This is a genomic window from Candidatus Bathyarchaeota archaeon (genome assembly GCA_026014585.1).
In the GTDB taxonomy this organism is placed as follows: Archaea; Thermoproteota; Bathyarchaeia; order Bathyarchaeales; family Bathycorpusculaceae; genus Bathycorpusculum.
The window spans coordinates 441,021-463,494 of record JAOZIA010000002.1 but is presented as its reverse complement, the minus strand read 5'-3'; the positions used below and the strand labels follow the sequence as shown (position 1 = coordinate 463,494).

The window sequence follows — 22,474 nt, the reverse complement described above, 5'->3', positions numbered from 1 at the left end:
GTTATCAATGACATAGTAACCTCTAGAGCCTTGGATTGTCGTGCCTTTAATCAGAGCTTACCCCTTCCGACTTAAAGCGACTGCTATTTTATTTTGAACACTAATTTTACTGCATCGCCGACGATAATTTCGTCATCGCTCTTTAACTGTTGCTTTCCCTGCTGTTTGATTTCTTTTCCGTTAAGTTTTGTTCCGTTAGCACTCTTTTCGTCAATGATGAAGGGTGCCCCATTTTCCTCCAATATGTCAAAGTGTTGTCTTGAAATCCACATGGTCTCGTTTGGCGCGGCATATTTTGCTAAATCAAGCCGTCCAATGGTCTTGCTTGAGGATATCGATATTTCTGTTCCATCTGGGCAGACTAACGCAAATTGTGCTTGAGGTGGTGCAAAAGTTGGTTGTGGTGCAACAGGTGCTGCTATTGGTGCTGAAGCGCTTTCTAGGCTTGCGCCGCAGCTTTCGCAGAAGGCTGACCCTATTGGGTTTGCTGCTTTACAAGCTGAGCATTCAATTCCACCTGTAGATACAGGTGTTGGTGCTGCTACGGTTGATACTAGTTCGCTTCCACAATTGTCGCAGAATTTATTGTCTGAGGGGTTGTCATTTCCACATTTTGGGCAGTTCATATTTTTTCACCTTTAATTACTCTTCTTTTTCAATATTGTTGTTTCAGAGATAACCTTCTTTTTCTCTTCGTCAGAGAGATTGCCTTTCTTTATCACGGTTTTCTCGTAGGAATTGTTAAATCTATTAACCATGTCCATGGTGAGTTCGTTGTTTCTAACAACTGTTACTGCGTTCGGGTCATTCATTGTTTTTTTGAGTATTGTTTGGGCTTGGTTAATCACTGTCTCATCTCCAGAGGCCACGCCTTGCCGTAGCATTATAGTGCCATCTGAAGTCATGAGAAGAATGCGTGGATATGGGTCTGTTTCTTTTTGATATAACGAGGGGTCGTTTGTGTAGGTTACCACTACATCGCGGGTTATTGTTTTTCCGCCGCCTGTGAGTGTTGCTTGTGCAATTCGGTATTTTCCATCCTGTCTTGGAGGCAACATCACTTTAACGACAACGTTTTGAGGTTGCCCGCCGACTATGTCATTGAGGGGCAAAATGTATTTTCCCTGTCGTATTTCAGGATTCTGAACAAGGTCTAATACTGGTCGAACCTTGTGGATATCTTCAATTTCTGCTCCTGACATGGGTTGAATTTGAAGTTCAGGCTTTTGCATAACAACAGTTTTCATTTCGACTAGTTCTTCATTGAAAAGCATTGGCAGATTGTTTGGGTCAGTGACGTGGTACCATAATCCGCCTGTTGTTGATGCTATGGTGGTTAGCAACTGTTCATTGTAGTCGCTCCCTAAACCCAATGTAGTCACGGAAATATCATTTTTGCGTATTAACTCGCATAGAGTAACAAATTCTTCAATTTTATCTTTCCCCGAAGTCGGTTGCCCATCTGTTAGCAGGATGATACGATTCACAGGTTGTCCTGGAAAAACCGCCCGTTGCTGAGCCACCTCGTTGAGGGCAGCTTGTAATGCAGAATAAATGTCTGTTGCGCCGCGTGCGTTTATTTGATTTATAGCATTGCTGAAGGCATAGATGTCTGCGGCTGAACGTGAACTAACTTCAACTTTTTCACGATTTGAAAAAGTGACTAGCGAAACAAAATCTGAGGGTTTTAATTCTTGGATTAGCTGCATTGTCGCTATTTTTGCTTGTTCAATTTTGTTTTCATCTTTCATTGAACCACTGCGGTCTAGCGCAATGCAGAGGTTGACTGGCTGTAAATCGTTTGGGGTATTAGGGGAAACTTCGGGGGGAGATATGTCCATTGCAAGATATACAAGAGCTTTAGAATCTGACTGTAAATGCTCACGATTTACAATACATTTAAGGTCTATGCCTGAATTCAAGTCGCTCACTGGCTTCCTAATATGGAAGCTATGCCTTTTTAATTCTTGCGGAAAAAACTTTTTTTAAAATTTTTGATTCACCTTCGTCCATCATTTCTTTTGTTAGCAGATTTTTTCGGAATCATTTTATAGTCTTACGCTACTTCTGCCGCAAAAAAGAGGGCTTTTTCTTTGTGGGCTAATTGATTCAGAGGTAGTACCACAAACCTTAAAGTGACTTATTGGCAAATAAGGAACTGCTGGTGTAAAAACGAAGCAAAAAGACAAGCGTAAACTGCAAATTATCATTGCAATAGCTATTCTTGTTACAGCAGGTATTGCCAGTTATCTATCAGTCTCTGGATCAGAAGGTAAATACGCGGTTTACTTGGTTTTGGATGTTTCTGGAAGCATGTCAAGTTCTTCAGGAACGGGGACTCAAACAAAAATTGATGCAGCAAAAGAAGCCGCATTAAACTTTGTGCAGGATGCTCAGGTGGGAACCAAACCTAACATACAAGTAGCTTTAATCTCATTTTCCGATAATGTGTATATTAATTGTCCCTTAACATCAGATGCCGCCAAATTAAATACTGCAATTAATCAACTCAGCTATATAGGTGGGACCGCGCTTGGGGATGGCTTGCAGGAAGCTGTGGATCAAATTAAAAATTCGAAAGACTCAGGCACTGCTTATTTTATTGTTTCAATGACCGACGGCTGCACTAACTCCGATAGAAGGTCCACGCCAGTAGATGCAGCAGATGATGCCGCAAACAACGGTATTACTGTTTATTCTGTAGCGTTTGGAGCTGATGCGGACATAATCACTTGCCAGCAAATTGCTATCCGCGGAAACCCCAGTGATCCAGACGCGGTTGCAAACTTTTATTTCTTTGCTGCTTCGGGGTCGCAGCTTGTTCAAAACTTCAAGCAGATAGCAACATCAGTGATTTCGCCCACTTTACATTATGGTTCACGTATACTGATGATGATAGCGATTCCTTTGATTTTGTTCCTTCCTGAACTTGAAAAAGGCGCAACCATCCTTACACGTGCAGTCCAAACGACAATCCTCAAAAGACCACCTACCGTGCAAGGAATAAGATGCCCCAACTGTGAACACATGAACAGGGCAGATGCAAAATTCTGCGGATCATGTCGTTCGCCGCTGTACCTTTCACATGCAACTTGTCCAAGATGCGGTGAACCTGTTAGACCCGGGGCAAAGTTTTGTGGGAAATGCAGGTTACGGCTAGAAACGGAGGAGGATTAATTATGCAAAAGTTTAGATGGTCTATGAAACATGAGTTCTGGAATAATTTTCCCCTGTTTCTCTGCGGTGTATACCTAATTTACATGGCAGGGTTTGATGATGGTTTATTTGTGTTAATCGCTGGTGATTTAACAAACAGGGTTTTGGTTACTATTGCAACAATGACTGCCGCGGGGGTTCCTGTGTTTTTTGCTATTGGAACCATTAAAAACAGCATTTTGATTGGAAGAGAAACCATCTATTTCTATGAAAAAATGTTAATGCACTGGTCTTTTTGGCTTTTTGCAGGTGTCTTCTGCTTCTTACTGGGAGGACTAAAAATTGCTCAAGCAGGCGCCGAAATGTCATCCGTTAGTATAATGGTAATGGTGATGAGTTTTCTTGCTGGTGCATACTTGGTTTACTACAGTTTACTATTTGCAGCAAAAATCAACTCGATAAAACAATGGTTCTTCAACCTCTTCCAACGCGGATACTAACTGAAAAAACATTTCAATACCTTTAATTTTTAAAGATGCGTTCAAGTGGCGGTGTTAAAACTATTGAGATATTATCTTTGCCGCCGCGGTCATTTGCCAAGTTTATGAGGTTTTTGCATGCTTCTTGAGTGTTTGGCGATGACAGGGTGATTTCTTGGATTTCTTTGTCTTTAACATGGTTAACTAAGCCGTCACAGCAAATTAGCAGTTGCTCATTATTACCCCACGGATATTCGTACGTGTCAACATTAACGTCTGCGTAAACGCCTACAACTCTTGTTATAACGTTTTTCTGCGGATGATATCTTGCTGCCTCTTCAGTTAATTGACCCTTATCAACCAGTTCCTGCACTAACGAGTGGTCTTTTGTTAGCTGGACTATTGTTTCGTCAGTGACTTTGTATGCTCTTGTGTCTCCAACATGTCCAATGTAGATTTTGTTCTGGTCCAGAATTGATGCAGTCATGGTTGTGCCCATGCCCTCACATTCAGGATGATCCATTGCATAGTTAAGGATGGCACTGTTTGCTTCTTTTAAGCTTGAAGATAAAGCAGTTTTGTAGTCAACTTCTTTAGGTGACATGAGCTGGGGGATTAACTGATTGACAACTGTGGCAACTCCTAATGCACTGGCGACTTCACCTTTACTGTGACCGCCCATGCCGTCAGCTACTATCATCAAAATTTTTTGGCTTGTCACACCACCTATTGTGGAGAACACTCTTGAGGCAAAAACGCTGTCCTCGTCGAGTTCTCTTACTTTTCCTATATCTGAAATGCAACTGATTTCGTTTGTTGAAAGAAAACTTTTTTTTGTTGCTTTTCTAAGCTTCAGAATCTTTTTTCTTTCCTCAGCGTAACTGCTTATGCTTATGGATAAGAGAATTGAGAAACCCACAATTATTGTTGATGAGAGAATGTCCAGAAGGTTGTACACTCCGCCGTGTGGCACAAAAAGCCAAAAAGCTGTAACTCCAACTACTGCCAGAACAGTAATTAAGATTGAAAGCTTTTTTGTGTAAGCTACTTTAATGGTTTTCCACATTTACGACAGAACCTCGCTGTGGATGAATTAGACGCGCCACATTTTGGGCAAGCAACACTGCTGGGTGCAGATGCAGTGCTGAGTAATTTTGCTCCACATGCTCGGCAGAATTTTGCGGCTGAAGTGTTTTTCTGTTTGCATTTCCAGCAGAGCACTTCTGCAGTTTTTTGATTGGATTTTGCAAGTTTTATTTTCTTTTTGGTTTTAAGAAGAAGAACCATGAAAATGCTTAGAAGAACAGCGGTTACGATTATCAAAACTATTGCTGCTATATTTAGTGCCTCAGGTAAATACGAAGCAGCCGCCGCTTTCCATTGAATAACGAGGTCTGAAATTTGCATGTTCAACCTTGTACTCATCTCTGGAATTTGATGAATAATGGATATGTCAAGTAGGTATTTAATTGGTTTGCGGTAATCAAGGGAACAGGGGATTACCCGCTCAATTTAAAAAGGGTTAATAGCAATATAAAAAATGGTTCTGGCGAAGAAAAATGAGTAACTACTGCGAAATCTGTGGAAAACCAAATAATGAAAAAGCTGCATTTTGCGAATCATGCGGAAGCCCCATCACAAAAGTAACCACTTCAAAGAGTACTCAGTCAACACCTTTTCAAGAACTCGCTTTTGGCTATTCCAGTTTAGCAAGTCAAGAAGTAGAAAATAAAGACAGTTTCACACTGCTGGATGTAACTTCACTGTTTAATCAGGAAAACCACAGACGAATACTGTGTGTTATTGTGAAGGGGTTAGCAAAAGTCATAGATGGACGCAACCTGCTAAGTATGCTCTTGTCTCATGTTACGTGGGATAAACAAAACACAAACTACAAGCAGTGTTTAACTGAGTTAAAAGAGCATTTAGACCAACAATACCCTTTTGCATTCTCTAACGCCCAAGAAAAAGAAGAAACAGGACTGCTGGTTAGCATAATAGACAACGGGGTCGTCACAGCCTTATGTATTGATGGTCCAAGACTTTTGCTGGTAAAAGAGAATGAGACAATTCAAACGTTTAAAGGAACCAAGACAGACCCCTACATCAGCATATCAATGGCAAAAGGAGATTATATTTGCCTAAGCAATCTTGATTTACCCCACGTAATTGGGCAGAAAGAAATAGTGGCTAAAGTCGCCAAGTTCAATAATCCTCAGGTTGCCTGTGATGAAATTGCAACGTTAGTGAACTCAAAAAAGTCTGGGCTTGCCCTTTCTTTGGCTATTGCTTGGTCAATAGTTTAATAGTTGCTTCTTTTTTGCTGTTTTATCTCGACATTTATTTTGATATTTTTTGTATTTTAAGAAAAATCTAAACTCCCTTTAATCGACAAACCTTAAAAAGGCAACGAGATATTATAGGATAATATGTCCCACAGACGATTTGCCAGTAAAGTGGTAGTAACTCTTCTATGTATATTTCTGCTTACAGCAATCGGTATCACTGTCGTTCAAGCAAAAACCCAAACAAAAACATGTTCTTTCTCAGTAAGTAACGATTGGATTTCAGGCAGTTTCAGTTCAACAATAAACATGACCACGGGAACAATCAGCCCTGGAGAAAAAGCAAATGTTTCCTGCACCTTGATCAATAGCAACCTAAACTTGGTATTGAACTTGGAAAACATAACGGGCATTTCAAGTGATAGCTTCTCTGGAAGTATTAATCCCATTAGTAAAGGAAACGCCACACTAACTGGTCTTAGTTACATATCCTCAACTGGCGAAAATATGAGTGTGCTTCTGAATTTTGAAGCATATATAAGTGGGATAGTTGCCAGTAACGGTACAACCAACAAAGCAAGCTTGACATGGGTGAATACAACAAGCCCCGGACTTACTTTAACAGCACCCAGCACCTCTAAAGAAGGAGATCTGGTTAGCCTAAGTTTAACCAATATAACTTACACGTTATCAATTGGTCTGTTAGCTCAAGGTGCAACTGAAACAATAACCCTAATTCCAGCTAATCAAGCTAGTTATGCTACTTCTTCCTCAGACGTAACACTAGACATGTCTGTAGTAAACCCATACTCAACTAACTGGCTCCTATGGGTTGTCGCGATAGTGCTAATTGCAGCTTGCAGCCTTGTCAGTGTCATGTTTGTTCGTGCCAAAAAAGAACTAAAAACCATAAAAACACAACCACCAAAACAAATCCCAACTCAACAAAACACGCCTGTCGTGCCAGCAGTCGCTCCCGCACCCGTAGTCAAACCAGCCCCAGCACAGCCTGCCATTATTAGATGCAAGAGTTGCGGTGCAGATAACAGGGGAACAGCGAAATTCTGTAGGAAATGCGGAAAACAACTTTAATTTTACCCGAACAAGTTACGGCTTGTTTTTTTGAACATCTGCCCCTTTTATAATAAAAGCTTAAGAAGCAAAAAGGTCAATAAAACATCTTAACACAATTGAGCAAAAAGCAAAATTTTGCTCTCAAGGCTGTAGAGGGTGAACTGGCTTAAACCATCCAAAAGCTGTTAACAATGATGTGTATGAGATAGCTGGAGGGCTGATCCTATCTATTATTGGTTCCTCTCTTTTGGGTTCATGGACAAAATATTCGATTGAATATTATGCATGTTTAGGTGTCATTCTTGTAGGAGTAGTAATCATCGTTTTCGGTATTTTCGGGATAATCACATCAACCATTATTTGCAACATAAACTATAAAAAATCACTTTTCATAAGGACAACAATAGCAGCAGCAGGAATAAGCCTGTTTTTTATAGGTTCAATTATTACCAGAAGTTTAGATAAATCCACATTTCAAAACAATATAGGTTTTGGAATATACCTACTCGGAATTATGGTTTCCATTTTTGGAGTAACAGGAACAATTGTTGACTGCTTAAACGGTTACCTAGATGCAGCCGCAATGTTTTGGATAAAACGTCGAAACCTCTTAACAAGATATGCTTGGGTTGTTGCTGTTGGAGCAGTTTTACTCTCTGTTGGCTTAATAACAGCAGACAACGTTGACAAGCATTCAATAATAAACAATATAGGTTACAATTTAGCCCTGCTGGGCATGCCGATTTGTGCATGTGGTGCCCTTGTCGAGTCAGGTGCTTTACTTGCAGATTACGGAAACTCTGTGCAATCCCGCAGAAAACTGATGCCCTACGCGAAGTCACCCGCCATGGTTAGATGCCCAAATTGCGGGTTTGAAATAGTGCCCGGTTTAGTTTACTGTGGCAAATGCGGTCACTACTTAGTACAACAAAAGCAACCAATGCTGACGCCAGGTACCGTACGGTGTTTCAGATGTGGCAAAATAAGCCCTGTAAAAAATCGGTTCTGCGGCAGATGTGGGGCGTCTCTAAAAGAAGAAGATGACACAAAAATCTACTAATCCACATATTTTCAGTTATGCTAGATGCACGGAGGTAGTGCAATCTCCACCGGTAGATGCCTTAATGCTGACTTTTACGTAATCTCCTCTGTTCCAGTCACCTGTTCCATATGACGTGGTTGGTAAGTGAATTTGTCCGTAGACGTGTTGATCTGGCTGAACTATTTGTTTCAGTAGCCCATATTGTTCTGGAGTAGATGGTAAACTGTAACTATCATAGGGGTTTCCGTTAAGATAAATCGAATCTATTAATTTAGGGGTCGAGTCAATGTTTTTGATGTCAATATTTATCCTGTATATTTCAGTCCCATAAGAATTATATGTGTCAGTGTAAATGTTGGCGAAAATAAGCGTTTCATGTCCAGCTTCACTGCCCAATAATATAAACGCTACTATGAGAATAATGATTAAAAAAATCAAGACCGTTTCCACTTTCCTAGCTATACGGGGTCTGTTTGAGGTTATCTGCAGTGGTGTTATAATGGGGGCTTTTGGTGGTGAAGCAGGGTATCTGTTATTTAGTCTAGGAATTGGTTTGCTGCAGTAATTGCAGTAAACTGCATCGTCAGGATTGGCTTTTCCACACGAAGGGCAAAACACCATAGACTCACAGCGAAGTCTAACTCGGCGTAAAAACAATTTAAGCCTTATGGGAAAACAAACCAAACATAAAATCGCCCTTAAACCTGTTTTCGTTAGTTTTCTGGTTCCCGTAACATATCAGGTTTGAACTTAGGATGGTGTTATATGTTTTCTTTCTAGTTTCATGATGATTTATAGACTAAAAGTAAGAAGACTTTAACTGTTGCCCAACTTGTACGTTTTTATGAAAAACTATGCTCAGACACTTTTGTACCTGTTATGGCTTGAACTAAAGAGAAGTGTATTCAAAACAAAATATTTCGCGGAAATCGATATCACGGATAATTGCAACCTCAGGTGTAAACACTGTTATCATTTTCAAGATAGAAAGGACCTTAAAACACAAGATCTCCCGATTTCTGTTTGGGAAAAAAGATTTGAAAACCTGTATAAGTCAGGCATAAGAGCTGTTTTACTGGTGGGCGGCGAGCCTGCGCTAAGACCAGACGTTTTAATGCTTGCAGATAAACTATTTCCATTAGTGTATGTTATAACAAACGGAACAATCAGAATACCAGACGAGTTTAAGCACAGATTGTTTGTTTCGATAGATGGATTATCAAAAACAAATGATGCCATTAGAGGCGAGGGCGTTTTTTCAAGGGTAATAAAAAATTATTCAGGAGATAAACGCGTTATCATCAATATGACCCTTACCAAAGATAACTACAAGGAACTTGACGGTGTCATAAAAATTGCAGATGAAAATGGATTTGATGGGGTAGTGTGTAACATATGTGCTGGTGGACTGGATTTTTCTTCATCTATGGTAGTCAAGGAAAACGAAAGAACCCCAATAGTTGAAGAATTAAAGAAAGCAAAGGCATTATACCCTAAGCGTTTCTTGATGACAAAAGCAATGATAAAATGGTATGAATATCCAGACCACACACGTGATTGCCCCTGGAGGGATGGTGCCCTTCATTTGGATGTTTCCTGGAACAAAAGAAGATGTTTTTCAAATGCAGATTGCACCAGCTGTGGCTGTTTAGCTGGGTCTTTTCAAACACCCCTAAAAATGCTTAGAGAATTAAGAAAAATGGTGAAGATATCAGTATACCCATAAGCAAATCACTGAAATCAGTAACATCATCGAGAGTTAGTCTTGTATGTTTTTTGGTGTTGGGGAAGAGATTAAAACTTTTTAGAATGATGGTGTCGCCAGAAATCTCGTTTTCTCCACAACTCTTTTTATGTCCACGTTGGACAGGCGAAACCCGTGCTATTACTTAGAAAGATGGAGTGGGCAAGACCTAATGGCATTAATAGAGTAACGTTAACTTGCGTAGAAATTAGGTTATCGCTTTTTCGAGGTTGACACATTGAAAAATATTTATTAGCAGATTTAGGCTGTATCATTAAGCGAACACATTCAACTGGATAACGCCAGTGCTGTGTTCGACATATTTTTGAATAAATCCAAGAACCATGATTGTACGGTGAGGCTTTTGAAAGCAACAGTAGCGGCAAACGCTTTTTCTCATTTTCTTAGAAATTTTGGAGAGCTAAAATTTGCCTTCCTTCAAGTTACAACTAGGTGCAATGCAATGTGCTTGGATAGATGCAACATTTGGGCTTCAAAACCCATTGACCTATCACTTGATGATGCAACATTTGCGGTTGATGTGCTTGCGAAAAATAGTTTTTCATTTATTTACTTCACAGGGGGCGAAACTGGGTTGTATCCTCATTTGGCTGAGGTATTGGCGTATGCAAAAAAGAAGGGCATGATAACTTCCATAACATCTAACGGCACGATTAGTCCGAACACTTTGATAGATATCAGCAAGAACTTGGATATTTTATCAGTTTCTGTTGATCACTATGATGAACGACTCTGGGATCAAGCAAAACATGTTGCCGGGATATCAAAAACGGCTAAGGAAACCATACGAGTTGCGAAAAAATGCGGATTAAGGTTATACGCCATCACTTTTCTTAATCCCACTTGGACAGTGAAAGATGTTGAACAAACCATCCATTACGTCAACGATCAATTAGGTATTTCATTTGCTATGTCATATCCTTACTTTTCCTTAAATGATGGAACATTCACCGTTGGGGGCAACTTGTCTTGCTCGCACTTTCAAACACAAAAGAACCTTAGAAACATGGTTGCCAAAGTCTTAGAAATGAAACTGCTTGGTTCCGATGTGGCAACGGTTTCTGGTTATCTAAGAGATGTGGTCAGTGCACATGACGGGTTGCCCATGCGTTACCCCTGCACAGCAGGAAGAACTTCACTGGTGATTGATTGTAACCTAGACGTTTTTCCCTGTTATATGCGCCAAAAAATATTCAACCTAAGAGATTGTCAAAATCTCAAAAACTGTTGTCCAGATACAACATGTGGAAGGGACATGTCCTGTTTTATTAATTGTTTCCGAGAAGCCTCTCTTGCTTCAAAGGGGGTTATCCTTAAAGCAGTCAGAGAAGAAATCTGTTCAAATCCGAAATTTTACCTAAAACTTCTAATGTAAACCTGTTAAGGTAAGTTTCTTTTTGTCTCTTGGGTTATTTCAACAAGTATCTTGGCTTTATTCGGGGCATAAGTTTGGCGCCGGGGAAGGGATTCGAACCCCTGCGAGCACAAAGCCCACCAGCTATCTTGCCTTACCTTTTGGTCTGGCTGCCCATTTTTTAGATCTCGAGGCTGGCGCGATAACCACTCCGCCACCCCGGCTCACCGTTAAAAGTTGCTGTGGTAGCTAAAAGAGTTTTCATTTAAAGAGGTGCCTTTACGTTTTTTTCATTGTTTTTTGTGTCTGTTTAGGTGCTTTGTGTTTTTGCCAAAGCATCAACCCCAAAATCAGAATCAGCGGGTAAACAATAATCCACGTCATCGAATACATGGGGCCAAAGTAGAAATGGAACTCCTGCACCTGCGCCGAGGTCTCACCAAAATTCATCCCCAACAAAAAAATCCACACAATCCTAAAAATATTAATCAAATACGTCACAGCCGCTCCCAAAGCAAAAAACCCTGCTTTAGCCTTCCAAGAAAGTGGTATCCGCTTCAAAAACAGCAAAGCAATCACCGTGAAAATAAGCAGGCTTTCAATTCCAGCGCATGGCCAAGCAATTTGAAACTGTGTGGTTCCTGATGTGCCCCAAACTTGGAGCGTTGGTGTCTGCGAAGTGTCCAGGCTTGTGTGGTACCCCATTACGGCAAGGACTGATTGGGCTACTGCTGCGGTTGTTGGAACAAAGATTTGAAAAGGCGTAAACTGTCCATACGGAAAAACATTATCGATAGTGTAGATTGCCCCGATTAAGACTGCAAAAAACACTGGAATGGCAAATGCTGCTAAACCCTTCTTCCCGTAAGCCAGAAAAATCATTATACAGAAAAATAACCCGAAAACTAGGTATTCTGTTGAAAGCGGCATCGATGAAGCCCAAGCTACCCCATTTTGAACAGAAAGAGTAGTTATTGCATTGTTTAGTCCACCATAAAACGACAAGACAACATACAAGATGGGAAGCAACAAGGAAATACCAAAAAGAATCCTTCTTACCCAGACTTTTTTGTCCAGCCTATTTGTTGGCAATGTGTCCCAGCCTAACATCAACTCCAATCCAATGAGCCAGATGAAGAATAACTCAAAAGTTCTACCCTTCCACAACGCTCCAAAAGAGTTTGGTTCAAGAAGACCCAGCAAAACAAACGCAGCTACAAAGGCAATCAGGGGTAGCAGCCGAATTTTGGTTTCGTGATTAATTTTTAATTTGAAAATTTGGGGTTTGGATTCTTGACTGTTCATTGTATACTTATTGGCTAAAGCTGAATTAAATCTAGAGGGTTTTTGTAAGGGTTTCCATGCTGAAAACCGTGTTGGCGCAACCGTTTTTAATCAACGGAATAGCTTGCCCAGCAACATTCATTGCTTCAAGCATTGGACCTAACAATCGGGTTTCTTCCCCGCAAGCAACACCCACAAGCCCCTCATAATGTGTTTTTGCCAAAATCTTGGGAATACAGGAACCACCGGGTAAGACATACACGTCATAGCCTTTCTGTTTGGCATATTGCTCTGCCTGATAAACTAGGCAGTCTGGGGAGCAATGTGCACAGGTGTAGGATGGAACTTCGGAGTTAAATTCTGCTTTGCATCGTCCATCCCTATATTTTCTGCTGCAGTGTGGAAGGAACAGGGCTCTTTTTTTGGTTTTTAGAAACTTTTTGCGTTCAATCATGTTGATTGCTTGTAAATCCAGTATGTCTTGTATGAGTACCAGTGAATCGTTTAGGTTGAGTCCTGTGGCTTCTTGGATTTTGAATTTTTTGTTTATGTCCATCAGCGTTGTGATTAAGGATTTATGCATGCCCTTCTGATAACTAACTGTTGCGAGTTCAGTAAAGAAAAATCGTGGAACCTTGGACAAGTCAAATGTGAACTTATAGGGCATAAGATAATTATCTCATTTTCAAGCTTAAAAAAATACCTGTGTCTTTTTTGGAATTAAATGTAACAGAAAGAAAAGTTGTTATGGCCATAGTCCCCGCGTTTTTATGGCATTTGCCACTCTACCCACACCCAACATCAAAGCACCCGTTCTCATGTCGCTTTCCTGCCGCGTCACAACTGCTTCCACATCATTAAACGCCTTGCTCATTTTCTCCTCAAGCTTACGATTCACCATCTCAAGCGTCCACTGCTCCCGCGTGAGGTTTTGCACCCACTCAAAATAGCTCACGGTTACGCCGCCACTGTTGGCGAGAATGTCAGGAATCAGATAGACACCTTTCTCGTCGAGGATTTTATCTGCTTCTGGCGTGGTTGGTCCATTAGCGGCTTCCGCAACCATCTCTGCTTTGATTTTGTCCGCGTTTTTACCCGTGATTTGCCCAGCCAAGGCTGCGGGTATGAGAACGTCACATTTTAGTTCAAGTAATTCTTGGTTACTGATGTTTCTGCTGCCCGGGTAGCCTTGCACAGAACCCGTTTTTTCTTTATACTCCAAAATGCCATGTGGATTTAATCCGTCCGGACAATAAATAGCGCCTGAGGAATCGCTTACCGCCACTACTTTGCAGCCAATTTCCCTTGCCGCTACCGCAGCGTGATATCCCACGTTTCCAAAGCCCTGAATGGCAACGCTGGCGCCTTTGAGTTTTAGACTGTTGTTTTGGGCTGCTTGTTTTATGCAGTGGATTACGCCTCTGCCTGTTGCTTCTACTCTGCCCCATGAACCCCCAATTTCAACAGGTTTTCCTGTGACGCTTTCGGGTACGCTGTAACCTTTGAGTTGACTGTACGTGTCCATTATCCAAGCCATAGTCTGCGCGTCCGTGTACATATCAGGAGCTGGAATGTCTCGTTGTGGACCAAGATAATCGTAAATTAAGCTGACGTAGCGTCGTGTTATGCGTTCTTGTTCGGGATTGCTTAGTTTTTTGGTGTCCACGCATACACCGCCTTTTGCGCCTCCAAAGGGAACATCTACAATAGCGCATTTCCAAGTCATCAGCATCGCTAAAGCAGTAACCTCATCCAACGTAACGTCGGGGTAGTAGCGGATGCCGCCCTTGAATGGACCATACGCATCCCAATGCTGCACGCGGACTCCTTGAAAAACACCTATTGCACCGTCGTCACGGTGAATATTTATGCTAACTGTAATGGAACGTTTAGGCTGGCTTAGCATCTGGTGGATGCCGCTGTCGAGTTGGAGTTTTTCTGCTGCCAGCCTGAGCTGTTCTTGTGCAACATTTAAGCTGCCTTGTTCTTGCGCCATAAAAGTGTCCCCCTAACAAGAAAATGTTAACAGTGCAGGACAAGTTAAGAGTTGCTCTTTGTCTGGTTGATGCTTCTGTATTCAAAAAACATTTTTTCAATATTTAATTGGTTGAAATTTCGTCATAGTGACCTGCCTCTTAGGGACTTCTTAGACCTCTCTCTATCTTTTGTGCATAGTTTGGCTATTAGGCTCCAAATAGAAACGCAGCTACCCCTACCCCTCTATCGTTTCTGCATAGTATTTCTAATAGGCTCCAAATAGGTGGCTAATAGGAATGTTGACGGTTTAAGGAGGTTTGGAATGTTTGAAACGTATAACAACAACCGCTGCTCCCGCCAGAACCGCCACAGCAACAACCACACCCGCCACAGAAAACAACCAAGAATTCACATCGCCATCACTCGAGGAAGATACACTGTAACCCAAAGGAACATAACGATAATCAACCTTAAAGCTCTCGATTGAAGACCCATACTGATTTCTGCCAGCTACACTTCCACCAATCAGGTAAAAAACATCATTAACTACTGCAACTTGAAAACTGTCGAGAGTATTTCCAAAAATAGCGTTAGGGTACTGCTTGGTTATGTATTCGGGGATTGTGTGGTTTGGATAGGGCATGTTGTCAAGTGTTTCTGTTTGGGGGTCAAATATTTGTATAACCTTTGGTGAGAAGAAATAGATTTTTTGTGGCGCATATTTGCCAGTTGTGGCTGCAGCACACCTACAATAATAATTAAGCTGAAGCTCGCCAATTGTTCTCCACTGATCTGTTTGGGGGTCATAGAATTGTATGTATCCTGCTCCAAAAACGTAAATCTTATCACCAATAGCAATTGCCATTGGGTCTAGTACTGGCTTGTTTAGTGATTGCTTAGTTTCCCATGTGTCTGTTGCGGGGTCGTAGGTTTCAATCAAGCTTGAAGTTGACCCGCCTATCAAGTAAATTTTACCATTAACTACGCATGCAGCTGGGTCAATTCTTGAGTGTGGGTCAGGTGTTATGCTTGACCAATGATTAGCGCTGGTGTCGTATACTTTATTGTTTAGCATGCCTTCCATGTAAACTCCATGTCCAAAAAAGTAGATGCTGTCACCAACTACACCTGTGGTAAATTGTGCAGGCTGGATTTCACCATCTCCCCAAGGTTTGTCAGAGGTTGCCGTTTTGGTTTCCCAACTGTTAGCCTGTGGGTCATATACGTAAACAGTACTTATCCATGTGTCTTTCAACACAAAGCTCAGACAATAAATTTTATCATCCACAGCAACAACACTACACAAGGTTTCTATCTCCTGCTCAGGCAAAGTCGTCCAAGAATTCGCCTCCAATTCTTCTGCAGCAAGGACCTGTGGAGATTCAGCTATGCAAAGAATGGCTAACAGAAGAAAGCAGTAAAGCACAAGCCAAGCCCTATTTGCCACTTCTCTATCCTCTAAGAAGGTATGGCAAGCTTTTGTCTTATAAGATTTGTTGATGGTGTCTTGAAATGTTTTATTGATAGCTGGTAACTGCATTTAAAAAACTATTTTTGGTGTATATAATAAACTCTAAATGAAAAACTGAATCTAAAGTAGCTGAGATTTGTTTTGTTTAGGTTTGCGGTAAAACATTAAAACCCCTACAGCAGCAATCACTACTGCGGCTACTATTATGCCTGCCACTGTGAAAACCAAAGACAAACCGCCACCTGCACCATCATTTGGGCTGGTTGCACTGTAGCCTAACGGAACATACATATAATCAATCATGTGACCGCTTCCTCCTCCGCCAATCAAGTAGAAAATATCCGCTATCACTGCGGTGTTAAAACTTTGGTAGTAGCCGATAGTTGAGAAAAACGGGTATGTGAATTTAGTTTCAACTGTTTCTGTTTGCGGATTAAAAACTAGTACTTTTTCGGTTCCAAACAGGTATATTTTTTGGGGTGCATACTTGCCTGATGTTGCGCCTTGGCCACAAACGTATCGTGTGTCTAACTTATACTCGGTAATTGTTCTCCACCTATCAGTTAAGGTGTCGTAGACTTGTATGTAGTCTCCTCCGAAAACATAGATTTTATTCTCAACGGCTACTGCGCTGGGGCGACCTGCAGGTTTGTTCATGGGTTGTTTGGTGGTCCATGTGTCTGTTGCTGGGTTGTAGGCTTCTACCAAAGTTGTTCCTGGCCCGTCTCCGCCGCCTCCCATAACATAAATTATATCGTTAACAGCACATGCAGACGGAGCATATCTTGAGTGTGGGTCTGGTGTTATGTTTGACCAGTGGTTGGTGTTGGTATCGTATACTTTGTTGTTTATGATGCCTTCTCTGTAAACTCCCGCTCCAAAGCAGTAAATCTTATCTTTGAATACTGCGGTGGCAAAGACTGCCGGCTGGATTGCTCCGTCCCAGGGCTTGTCAACTGATGGGTACTTTGTGTTCCATGTGCTTGTTTGTGGGTCATACACGATTACAAAGTTTTTGCCCGTGCTATCAAAACCAGTAGCATAAATTTTTCCATCAACAACTGCAACTGCAGCAAATAGCGTGTAGGGTTGCTCGGGCAGAACCGTCCATGTGTTCTCTGTTAACTCTTCAGTTGCAAAACTATTTGGCGTCTCAGCTATGCATAGAGTTGCTGCTAGTAGAGTGCAGCATAACACTAACCACGCCCTGTTTGCCACCTAACAAACCCCTGAAAAGGATATGGCAAACTTTTGTCTTATAAGATTTGTCAATATTGCAGGTAATGTGGGGTTTTTTTGCTTTTTCAAGTTTTCCGTTTTTTGGCAAAACCTTAAAAGACAAACGCCTGAAAAGGATGGTTAGCCAGCACATAGCTAATTAAGGCGGGGAAAAGTATTGGTTAAAACATTTAATCAGAAAACTCTTTTAACATTAATTATATCAGTTACCCTATTGATTGCTATTTATCCGTGCTCTTTTGCAGCGGCAGATTCTCCAAGTGTCCAAGAAAAAGCATTTCAGTTGCTTGGTGATGTTGCAGATGTTAACTTGGCTGCTTATGCGCCGTCGTTTAAGCCTGTGCAGGCAGAGTCGTATTTGTCTCTTGATAAGCAAACAAGTGAGGCTACTTTGGTGTCTGCGGACAGCAGTTTTAGGGTTAGGTATTCTTTTGTTGGAGATCGTTTGCAGATGCTTTTTGTCAGTCATAAAACAGGCGAGGTTGCCCTTAACAGTTTTAAAGCGGCTAGTGTTGTTGAGGATGCTAAAGGGTTCCTGTCAAGATACCAGGTCTACAGTAATGATTCTTTTTATGGGTCTCTAAATTCAATGCTGGATGATATGCCTGTCGATAATGCTTCTAAGACGCAGAGTGATTTGAGGTTGGATGTTGATATTAATTTGTTGCGTACTGAGTTTGTTTGGACATACGTTGATGCATCGGGTGTTGAGGCTCCTGTTAAGAATGTGGCTTTAACGTATGAGGATGGCTCTTTGAAGAGTTTTGTGGATAACTGGCAATTCTACACCGTTATGGGCGAGCCTAAGGTTTCAAGTGAGCAAGCTGTAGATTTGGCGCTTGCGACTACTGCGAATTTTTCTTATGCTTCGCCGTTGGGCGGTAATGTTACGGTTTCTGGTTTTAAAGTTGCCTCGGTGGGCAATGCTTCACTGTGCTACCTTAACTATCAAGAAACTGATTTAGCGCGTGGCGGTGACCCCTTTACACTTTATCCTGCATGGTTTGTTCCTATTGGCTTTGATCGGGTGTATCCCGGTGGGGTTTCAGGCGTTTACGTTCGGCTTTGGGCTGATATGGGCGAAATAAAAGAGATTGTTCCTATGGTTATTGGGCAGGAGGCGGGTGTTTCTGATGATTTTTCTGAGGCACCTGTGGTGGTTGAGCCAACTGAGATTGTATCTGATGCTGGTTTGCAGATGGTACATGCCGATTTCACACTGGTTTCTGTGGTTTTGGTTGCCTCCTTTTGTGTTTTGGGCATTTGTTTGCGTTCTCGCTTGGCAGGTTTAGTTGGGGTTGCTAGATTGCCTAGGTGGCGGTTTAAGCCGTTGACTGGTTTGCTGTGCGTTTTGATGGTGTCTAGTTTGGTTTTGGTTTTTGTTCCTTCAGCGGAGGCGTATTTGCCCAATCAGTCGGCGGGGTCATTGGTTTTCGGTTCAAGATACCAACAATTTAATGATTGGTCTGATGGAACGTATTTTGATGAGCCTGGGGCAGTAAATGAGGTGACAAATGCAGTGTATAATTATTTTGTTAATAGCCCTGAATATGATTCTACTTCAACTAAAAAGGAACTTGATTCAACGCAAAATCCAGATGTGCCATCTACTAATTTTACTAAGTCTGTTATGTTGAGTGATATTACTTATATGAGGCAGAATTATGATACTTTTTGTGCGCTCTATATTGGGCATATGAATGGCACTGGCAATTACTGGTTTGATAATTCAACGGGGGAAAATAATGTCCGTTGGGAAGATATTGAGCCTTTAACTTATGGTAAGACCTTTTTTGCTTGGAGCTGGACATGCTTTAGCGCAACTGGCAGGTCTGAGGGGTTAGCGCGCGGCTGGTTTGGAACGCGCTTGTATAGTAGCAGTAGTACTTGCTATCTGGGCTTTAATGAGGCTTCTCCTGCTTTGTCGGCAAGAAGTTTTAACTCTTCGACAGGGCTTGGCAAAGAGTTCATTACTCATTTTTATTATTATGCGCTCATGTATGAGTATACTGTTTATGATTCTTTAGATGAAGCTTCTTGGGATGTTTTTGGGGTTTCATACGCTAATTCACCGTTAACTGATTTTTCAACTTATTGGCCTGTTTATTCTCCTGGCATTCCTAACACTCCAGGTTGGCATGAGGGTTCTATGAATATTTTTGGCAATCCAAATATTTACTTAATAGAACGTATGCATGGTGCACCTCCATCCTTGCCTCAAGGTGATCCTACTGTTACTATTGTTGCTAGTTATTGGGATCAGGAATATGAGATGGAAATGTTTTTGTCAGTTCCCTTCTATATCGGCGGCTACATTTACTATAGCGGTTGGGATGTTGTGCCGATTTATCAGAATTTTTTGCCGGCGGCTGTCTATGAGGTTTATGTGCCTGAGTATCTTGAGGCTGAGGATATGTATTTTTGTGATGTCCTAGTTAGCGGTAATTATTATACGTCGGTTCCCTTCATTGTTGATGCGCGTTATTCTACGCAGCAGATTAGTGTTTTGTATGGGTTTGGCGTAAACGTTACTGCTGGTGAGGGCGGTGGGGTGTCGCCGTCTGGATTGACCGTTTGCAGTGGGTTGCCTGTGGAAATATCTGCAACACCCAATCAAGGTTGGGCTTTTGATTACTGGACTCTAAACGACCAATACTACAGTTCCGAATCAACTTTGGAGTTTGTTGCCTCTGAAAGCTGCGAGTTACATGCGGTATTTGCGCCTTGCTATACTTTGACGGTTCAGTATGGCGAGGGCGGGTATGCTTCTGCTGATGGCTCCACCTATGTTAATGGTTCATTGGCTACTGTTACTGCTTATCCAGATGAGGATTACCTTTTTGATTATTGGACAGTAAACCAAACTATTGCAGGCAGCAATAGCACGTTGCAGTTAATTATGGATGCTAACTATACGGTAACTGCCCACTTTTTAGATGTCTCACAGTTGCCTACCTGTCATTTAACCGTGCAAACTCAGGGCCCTGGGTCTGCGTACTCTTCTAGTTATCTTTATCTTGAGGATGATGTGGCAACAGTTTATGCTTCTGCAAACGGCGGATGCACGTTTATCGGCTGGACTGTGGATGGTAATCCTGCAGGGTTGAACAGTACTTTGACTGTGACTATGGATGCTAATCATACGGTGGTGGCTATGTTTGCTTATGATTGGGCGATGGTTGATTTTTACTTGACGGCTATGTATGGTTTTTATCAGCCTGTTACTGTAGATTTAACTATTGACGGCAACTATGTAGGCACCACAGTGGGCAATCATCGGGTTACTGAGGGTTATCACAGTTTGGAGGTTCCAGACGCTATTTATGTTAGTGGAAGCTGGCATTATTTTATTAGGTTCTCTTTGACAACGGATTTTGGTATGCTGTTGGAGAGCTGGACGGGTAACCCTGCCTCTGTTTTTATAGAAGACCAGACCTATTCAGGAAACTTGTACATAGCAGAATACACCTAACACCCACTTAACATAGCGCAACAAATAGAAATGTTGACAGCTTAAAAAAAGAAAAATAAGAAGAGGATGAGTTTAGTAGTCAAGAATTTTTTTGACTGCGTCGTTTTCAACTTCATGCGCCAATGGAATGCCTGTGACTTTTGTGGCAAGTTCGCTAAGACTCATGAGGTCACCGCGTGCAAGCAGATTCAGGTTCCATTTACGGTTGCCTGCCAGTAGCTGCTTTAAGCCAACTCCTACTCTGTCCATCAGATAGGTGTATACGCCGACGCTTTCCAGTGGAATTTCACTGAATCGTAGTCCATATTTTGCTTTTAGTTCGGGTAGGGCGATGAAGAATTTCTCTGGGGTTGAGCCGAACTTGTCAGTGAAGCTTCTTGGCAGTTTGCCTTCTGCTGCGAGTTGTTTGAAGTAGCTTGCTTTCATCGCCGCCGTGATTGGGCTGCGTCCCATCAAGACCGCTTTTACCATTGGTCCGTCTCCGAAGTTGCTCATTGCGATGGTTTTGAAGATGCTGCTTTCTTCGATGAATCCGCCTGCCATAACAAGGTCTGGAACGTACTTGCCTTTGCTCTTTAGAATCTGAGCACACTGCATAACGAGTGCTTGCAGATATAATGTTGGAATGCTCATTTCATCCATCATTGGCACTGGGCTCATTCCTGTTCCGCCGCCTGCGCCATCAAAGCTGAGCGCATCAATTTTTGCTTCAGATGCCCATTTCATTGTGTAGGCTACTGCTGTGGGTCGGTATGCGCCTGTTTTGAGGAAGACTCTTTTGGCGCCTTGCCTTCTGAGCCATTCTATGTCTTCTAAGAAGTTTTGTTCTTTGGGTATGTCTACTCTGCTGTGGCGTTCAAACGTGTTAAAGACGCCTTCTCGAAATGCTTGCTGAACCACTGGGTCTTCTGGGTCTGGAATGACAATGTAGCCTCGTTTTTTAAGCAGGATGGCTTTTTCGATATTTTTGAGGCGTACTTCTCCACCGATGGCTTTTGCACCTTGTCCCCATTTGCGTTCGATAATGTTGACTTCAAGTTTTGAAAGTGCATATGTGTCAATGCCTAATCTTTGGTCTTCAACGTTTGTTTGGATAATTACGTCACCGTATTTTCCATCCCAGAACTTGCGGAAGGATTCAACTCTTCGCTTAAGCTCGGGGGAATGAGTGACTTTTCCGTTAGTTAATTCTGATTGGACATCCATGCCGGCAATGTTTTCGCCAATGGTAACAGAAACACCTGCTAAAGCAGCACCAATGGCCAGTCCATCCCAGTTTGCTCGTGCGACTTCGGTTGAGCCAAATGCGCCTGTTAAGACGGGGAGTTTCAGGGACATTCCGCCAACTACGGTTTCAACGTTTGCGTTTGGGAATATGGCTGCTTCCGATGTTTCTTCTATTCCTTGCGCTTCAAGTAAGCCTGCTTGGATGCTTAGGTGTGACCAGTCTAAGCCAAAGTTTTTGAGTGCGCCTGCTGTGCTTGTTCCGAATTGTGAGGGTTCTGGGTAGAGTGCTTCGCGTCCTCGGAAGGCTGAGAGGCTGATTTCGCAGAGAACTGGGCAGTCGCGGATGCATATTGGGCACATGCCGCTGAGTGTGTTGGTGTCTTTTAGTCGTGTGTTTGTTCCACAGGTTGATTTACCGTTCAAAAATGAACTGTTTTTATGTACTCTTTCGTTCATTTGTTCATTTCTCCAAGTTCCACTATGATGTGTTACCACACTTGTGCAATTGTTCAGTATTTAGCCCTTATCAATAGCATATATGTGAAAAAATCAGTATTCATGCGAAATAAATGTAACAGTTGTACAATCATATACGTGACTAAAAAGACAAATGAAGTGAGAAAAACCCTAGACAAACGTCTAAAAATTC

General features: G+C 41.9%; 19 protein-coding genes and 1 tRNA gene. 8 read left to right on the top strand and 12 right to left on the bottom strand.

Annotated elements, in window-relative coordinates; all coding sequences use genetic code 11:
- Positions 1-83: 83 nt before the first annotated feature.
- Positions 84-626 (bottom strand): zinc ribbon domain-containing protein, encoded by a 543-nt coding sequence (locus NWF01_02640; GenBank protein MCW4023915.1) that lies wholly within the window; start codon positions 624-626, stop codon positions 84-86.
- Positions 627-638: 12 nt separating this feature from the next.
- Positions 639-1,931 (bottom strand): VWA domain-containing protein, encoded by a 1,293-nt coding sequence (locus NWF01_02635; protein MCW4023914.1) that lies wholly within the window; start codon positions 1,929-1,931, stop codon positions 639-641.
- A gap of 364 nt (positions 1,932-2,295) precedes the next feature.
- Between NWF01_02635 and NWF01_02630 the strand changes: the two genes are divergently transcribed.
- Complete coding sequence (locus NWF01_02630; GenBank protein MCW4023913.1) at positions 2,296-3,177, top strand: VWA domain-containing protein; 882 nt, start codon at positions 2,296-2,298, stop codon at positions 3,175-3,177.
- 2 nt (positions 3,178-3,179) lie between these two features.
- Positions 3,180-3,656 (top strand): hypothetical protein, encoded by a 477-nt coding sequence (locus tag NWF01_02625; GenBank protein MCW4023912.1) that lies wholly within the window; start codon positions 3,180-3,182, stop codon positions 3,654-3,656.
- Positions 3,657-3,678: 22 nt separating this feature from the next.
- Here NWF01_02625 and NWF01_02620 read toward each other — a convergent pair whose 3' ends face one another.
- Both NWF01_02620 and NWF01_02615 read right to left on the bottom strand, forming a co-directional pair.
- Entirely contained in the window at positions 3,679-4,701 is a 1,023-nt protein-coding gene (locus NWF01_02620; protein MCW4023911.1) for a Stp1/IreP family PP2C-type Ser/Thr phosphatase, read from the bottom strand.
- Positions 4,680-5,042 (bottom strand): zinc ribbon domain-containing protein, encoded by a 363-nt coding sequence (locus NWF01_02615; GenBank protein MCW4023910.1) that lies wholly within the window; start codon positions 5,040-5,042, stop codon positions 4,680-4,682. Before NWF01_02615 ends, NWF01_02620 begins: the two co-directional genes overlap by 22 nt.
- Before the next feature lie 152 nt (positions 5,043-5,194).
- Here NWF01_02615 and NWF01_02610 point away from each other — a divergent pair, with 152 nt between their 5' ends.
- From NWF01_02610 to NWF01_02600, 3 genes are all read left to right on the top strand, one after another.
- Positions 5,195-5,941 carry a hypothetical protein gene (locus tag NWF01_02610; protein ID MCW4023909.1) on the top strand — a complete coding sequence of 249 codons (747 nt, stop codon included), beginning with the start codon at positions 5,195-5,197 and terminating at the stop codon, positions 5,939-5,941.
- 123 nt (positions 5,942-6,064) lie between these two features.
- Entirely contained in the window at positions 6,065-7,012 is a 948-nt protein-coding gene (locus tag NWF01_02605) for a zinc ribbon domain-containing protein (protein ID MCW4023908.1), read from the top strand.
- A gap of 178 nt (positions 7,013-7,190) precedes the next feature.
- Positions 7,191-8,054, top strand: a complete 864-nt coding sequence (locus NWF01_02600) for a zinc ribbon domain-containing protein (GenBank protein ID MCW4023907.1) — start codon at positions 7,191-7,193, stop codon at positions 8,052-8,054.
- Positions 8,055-8,069: 15 nt separating this feature from the next.
- Here NWF01_02600 and NWF01_02595 read toward each other — a convergent pair whose 3' ends face one another.
- Positions 8,070-8,657 (bottom strand): zinc ribbon domain-containing protein, encoded by a 588-nt coding sequence (locus NWF01_02595; protein ID MCW4023906.1) that lies wholly within the window; start codon positions 8,655-8,657, stop codon positions 8,070-8,072.
- A 223-nt stretch (positions 8,658-8,880) separates the two neighbouring features.
- Between NWF01_02595 and NWF01_02590 the strand changes: the two genes are divergently transcribed.
- Together NWF01_02590 and NWF01_02585 are read left to right on the top strand one after the other, a co-directional pair.
- On the top strand, positions 8,881-9,762 hold the full coding sequence (locus NWF01_02590; GenBank protein MCW4023905.1) for a radical SAM protein: 882 nt from the start codon (positions 8,881-8,883) through the stop codon (positions 9,760-9,762).
- 382 nt (positions 9,763-10,144) lie between these two features.
- Positions 10,145-11,176, top strand: a complete 1,032-nt coding sequence (locus tag NWF01_02585) for a radical SAM protein (GenBank protein MCW4023904.1) — start codon at positions 10,145-10,147, stop codon at positions 11,174-11,176.
- Between the two features lie 75 nt (positions 11,177-11,251).
- Here the strand turns inward: NWF01_02585 and NWF01_02580 are convergent.
- From NWF01_02580 to NWF01_02555, 6 genes are all read right to left on the bottom strand, one after another.
- Positions 11,252-11,379, bottom strand: a tRNA-Ser gene (locus NWF01_02580).
- Positions 11,380-11,434: 55 nt separating this feature from the next.
- Positions 11,435-12,460, bottom strand: coding sequence for an archaeosortase/exosortase family protein (locus tag NWF01_02575; GenBank protein MCW4023903.1), 1,026 nt, complete (start codon positions 12,458-12,460; stop codon positions 11,435-11,437).
- 31 nt (positions 12,461-12,491) lie between these two features.
- Positions 12,492-13,106: a DUF116 domain-containing protein gene (locus tag NWF01_02570; protein ID MCW4023902.1), complete on the bottom strand. Its 615-nt coding sequence runs from the start codon at positions 13,104-13,106 to the stop codon at positions 12,492-12,494.
- 78 nt (positions 13,107-13,184) lie between these two features.
- Positions 13,185-14,435, bottom strand: a complete 1,251-nt coding sequence (locus NWF01_02565) for a Glu/Leu/Phe/Val dehydrogenase (GenBank protein MCW4023901.1) — start codon at positions 14,433-14,435, stop codon at positions 13,185-13,187.
- Positions 14,436-14,723: 288 nt separating this feature from the next.
- The gene (locus tag NWF01_02560) at positions 14,724-15,863 is read right to left on the bottom strand and encodes a hypothetical protein (protein MCW4023900.1); all 1,140 of its coding nucleotides are present in this window, start codon (positions 15,861-15,863) and stop codon (positions 14,724-14,726) included.
- 144 nt (positions 15,864-16,007) lie between these two features.
- Positions 16,008-17,105, bottom strand: a complete 1,098-nt coding sequence (locus tag NWF01_02555; protein MCW4023899.1) for a hypothetical protein — start codon at positions 17,103-17,105, stop codon at positions 16,008-16,010.
- A 178-nt stretch (positions 17,106-17,283) separates the two neighbouring features.
- Between NWF01_02555 and NWF01_02550 the strand changes: the two genes are divergently transcribed.
- Entirely contained in the window at positions 17,284-20,598 is a 3,315-nt protein-coding gene (locus NWF01_02550; GenBank protein ID MCW4023898.1) for a hypothetical protein, read from the top strand.
- Positions 20,599-20,670: 72 nt separating this feature from the next.
- Here NWF01_02550 and NWF01_02545 read toward each other — a convergent pair whose 3' ends face one another.
- On the bottom strand, positions 20,671-22,281 hold the full coding sequence (locus NWF01_02545; GenBank protein ID MCW4023897.1) for a glutamate synthase-related protein: 1,611 nt from the start codon (positions 22,279-22,281) through the stop codon (positions 20,671-20,673).
- Positions 22,282-22,474 lie beyond the last annotated feature (193 nt).

Bases quoted from the DNA above. Each gene is read 5' to 3' on its own strand.
- NWF01_02615 (MCW4023910.1), bottom strand. From the start codon at position 5,042: ATGCAAATTTCAGACCTCGTTATTCAATGGAAAGCGGCGGCTGCTTCG.
- NWF01_02640 (MCW4023915.1), bottom strand. From the start codon at position 626: ATGAACTGCCCAAAATGTGGAAATGACAACCCCTCAGACAATAAATTC.
- NWF01_02620 (MCW4023911.1), bottom strand. From the start codon at position 4,701: ATGTGGAAAACCATTAAAGTAGCTTACACAAAAAAGCTTTCAATCTTA.
- NWF01_02570 (MCW4023902.1), bottom strand. From the start codon at position 13,106: ATGCCCTATAAGTTCACATTTGACTTGTCCAAGGTTCCACGATTTTTC.
- NWF01_02595 (MCW4023906.1), bottom strand. From the start codon at position 8,657: ATGGTGTTTTGCCCTTCGTGTGGAAAAGCCAATCCTGACGATGCAGTT.
- NWF01_02605 (MCW4023908.1), top strand. From the start codon at position 6,065: ATGTCCCACAGACGATTTGCCAGTAAAGTGGTAGTAACTCTTCTATGT.
- NWF01_02575 (MCW4023903.1), bottom strand. From the start codon at position 12,460: ATGAACAGTCAAGAATCCAAACCCCAAATTTTCAAATTAAAAATTAAT.
- NWF01_02565 (MCW4023901.1), bottom strand. From the start codon at position 14,435: ATGGCGCAAGAACAAGGCAGCTTAAATGTTGCACAAGAACAGCTCAGG.
- NWF01_02590 (MCW4023905.1), top strand. From the start codon at position 8,881: ATGAAAAACTATGCTCAGACACTTTTGTACCTGTTATGGCTTGAACTA.
- NWF01_02545 (MCW4023897.1), bottom strand. From the start codon at position 22,281: ATGAACGAAAGAGTACATAAAAACAGTTCATTTTTGAACGGTAAATCA.
- NWF01_02625 (MCW4023912.1), top strand. From the start codon at position 3,180: ATGCAAAAGTTTAGATGGTCTATGAAACATGAGTTCTGGAATAATTTT.
- NWF01_02610 (MCW4023909.1), top strand. From the start codon at position 5,195: ATGAGTAACTACTGCGAAATCTGTGGAAAACCAAATAATGAAAAAGCT.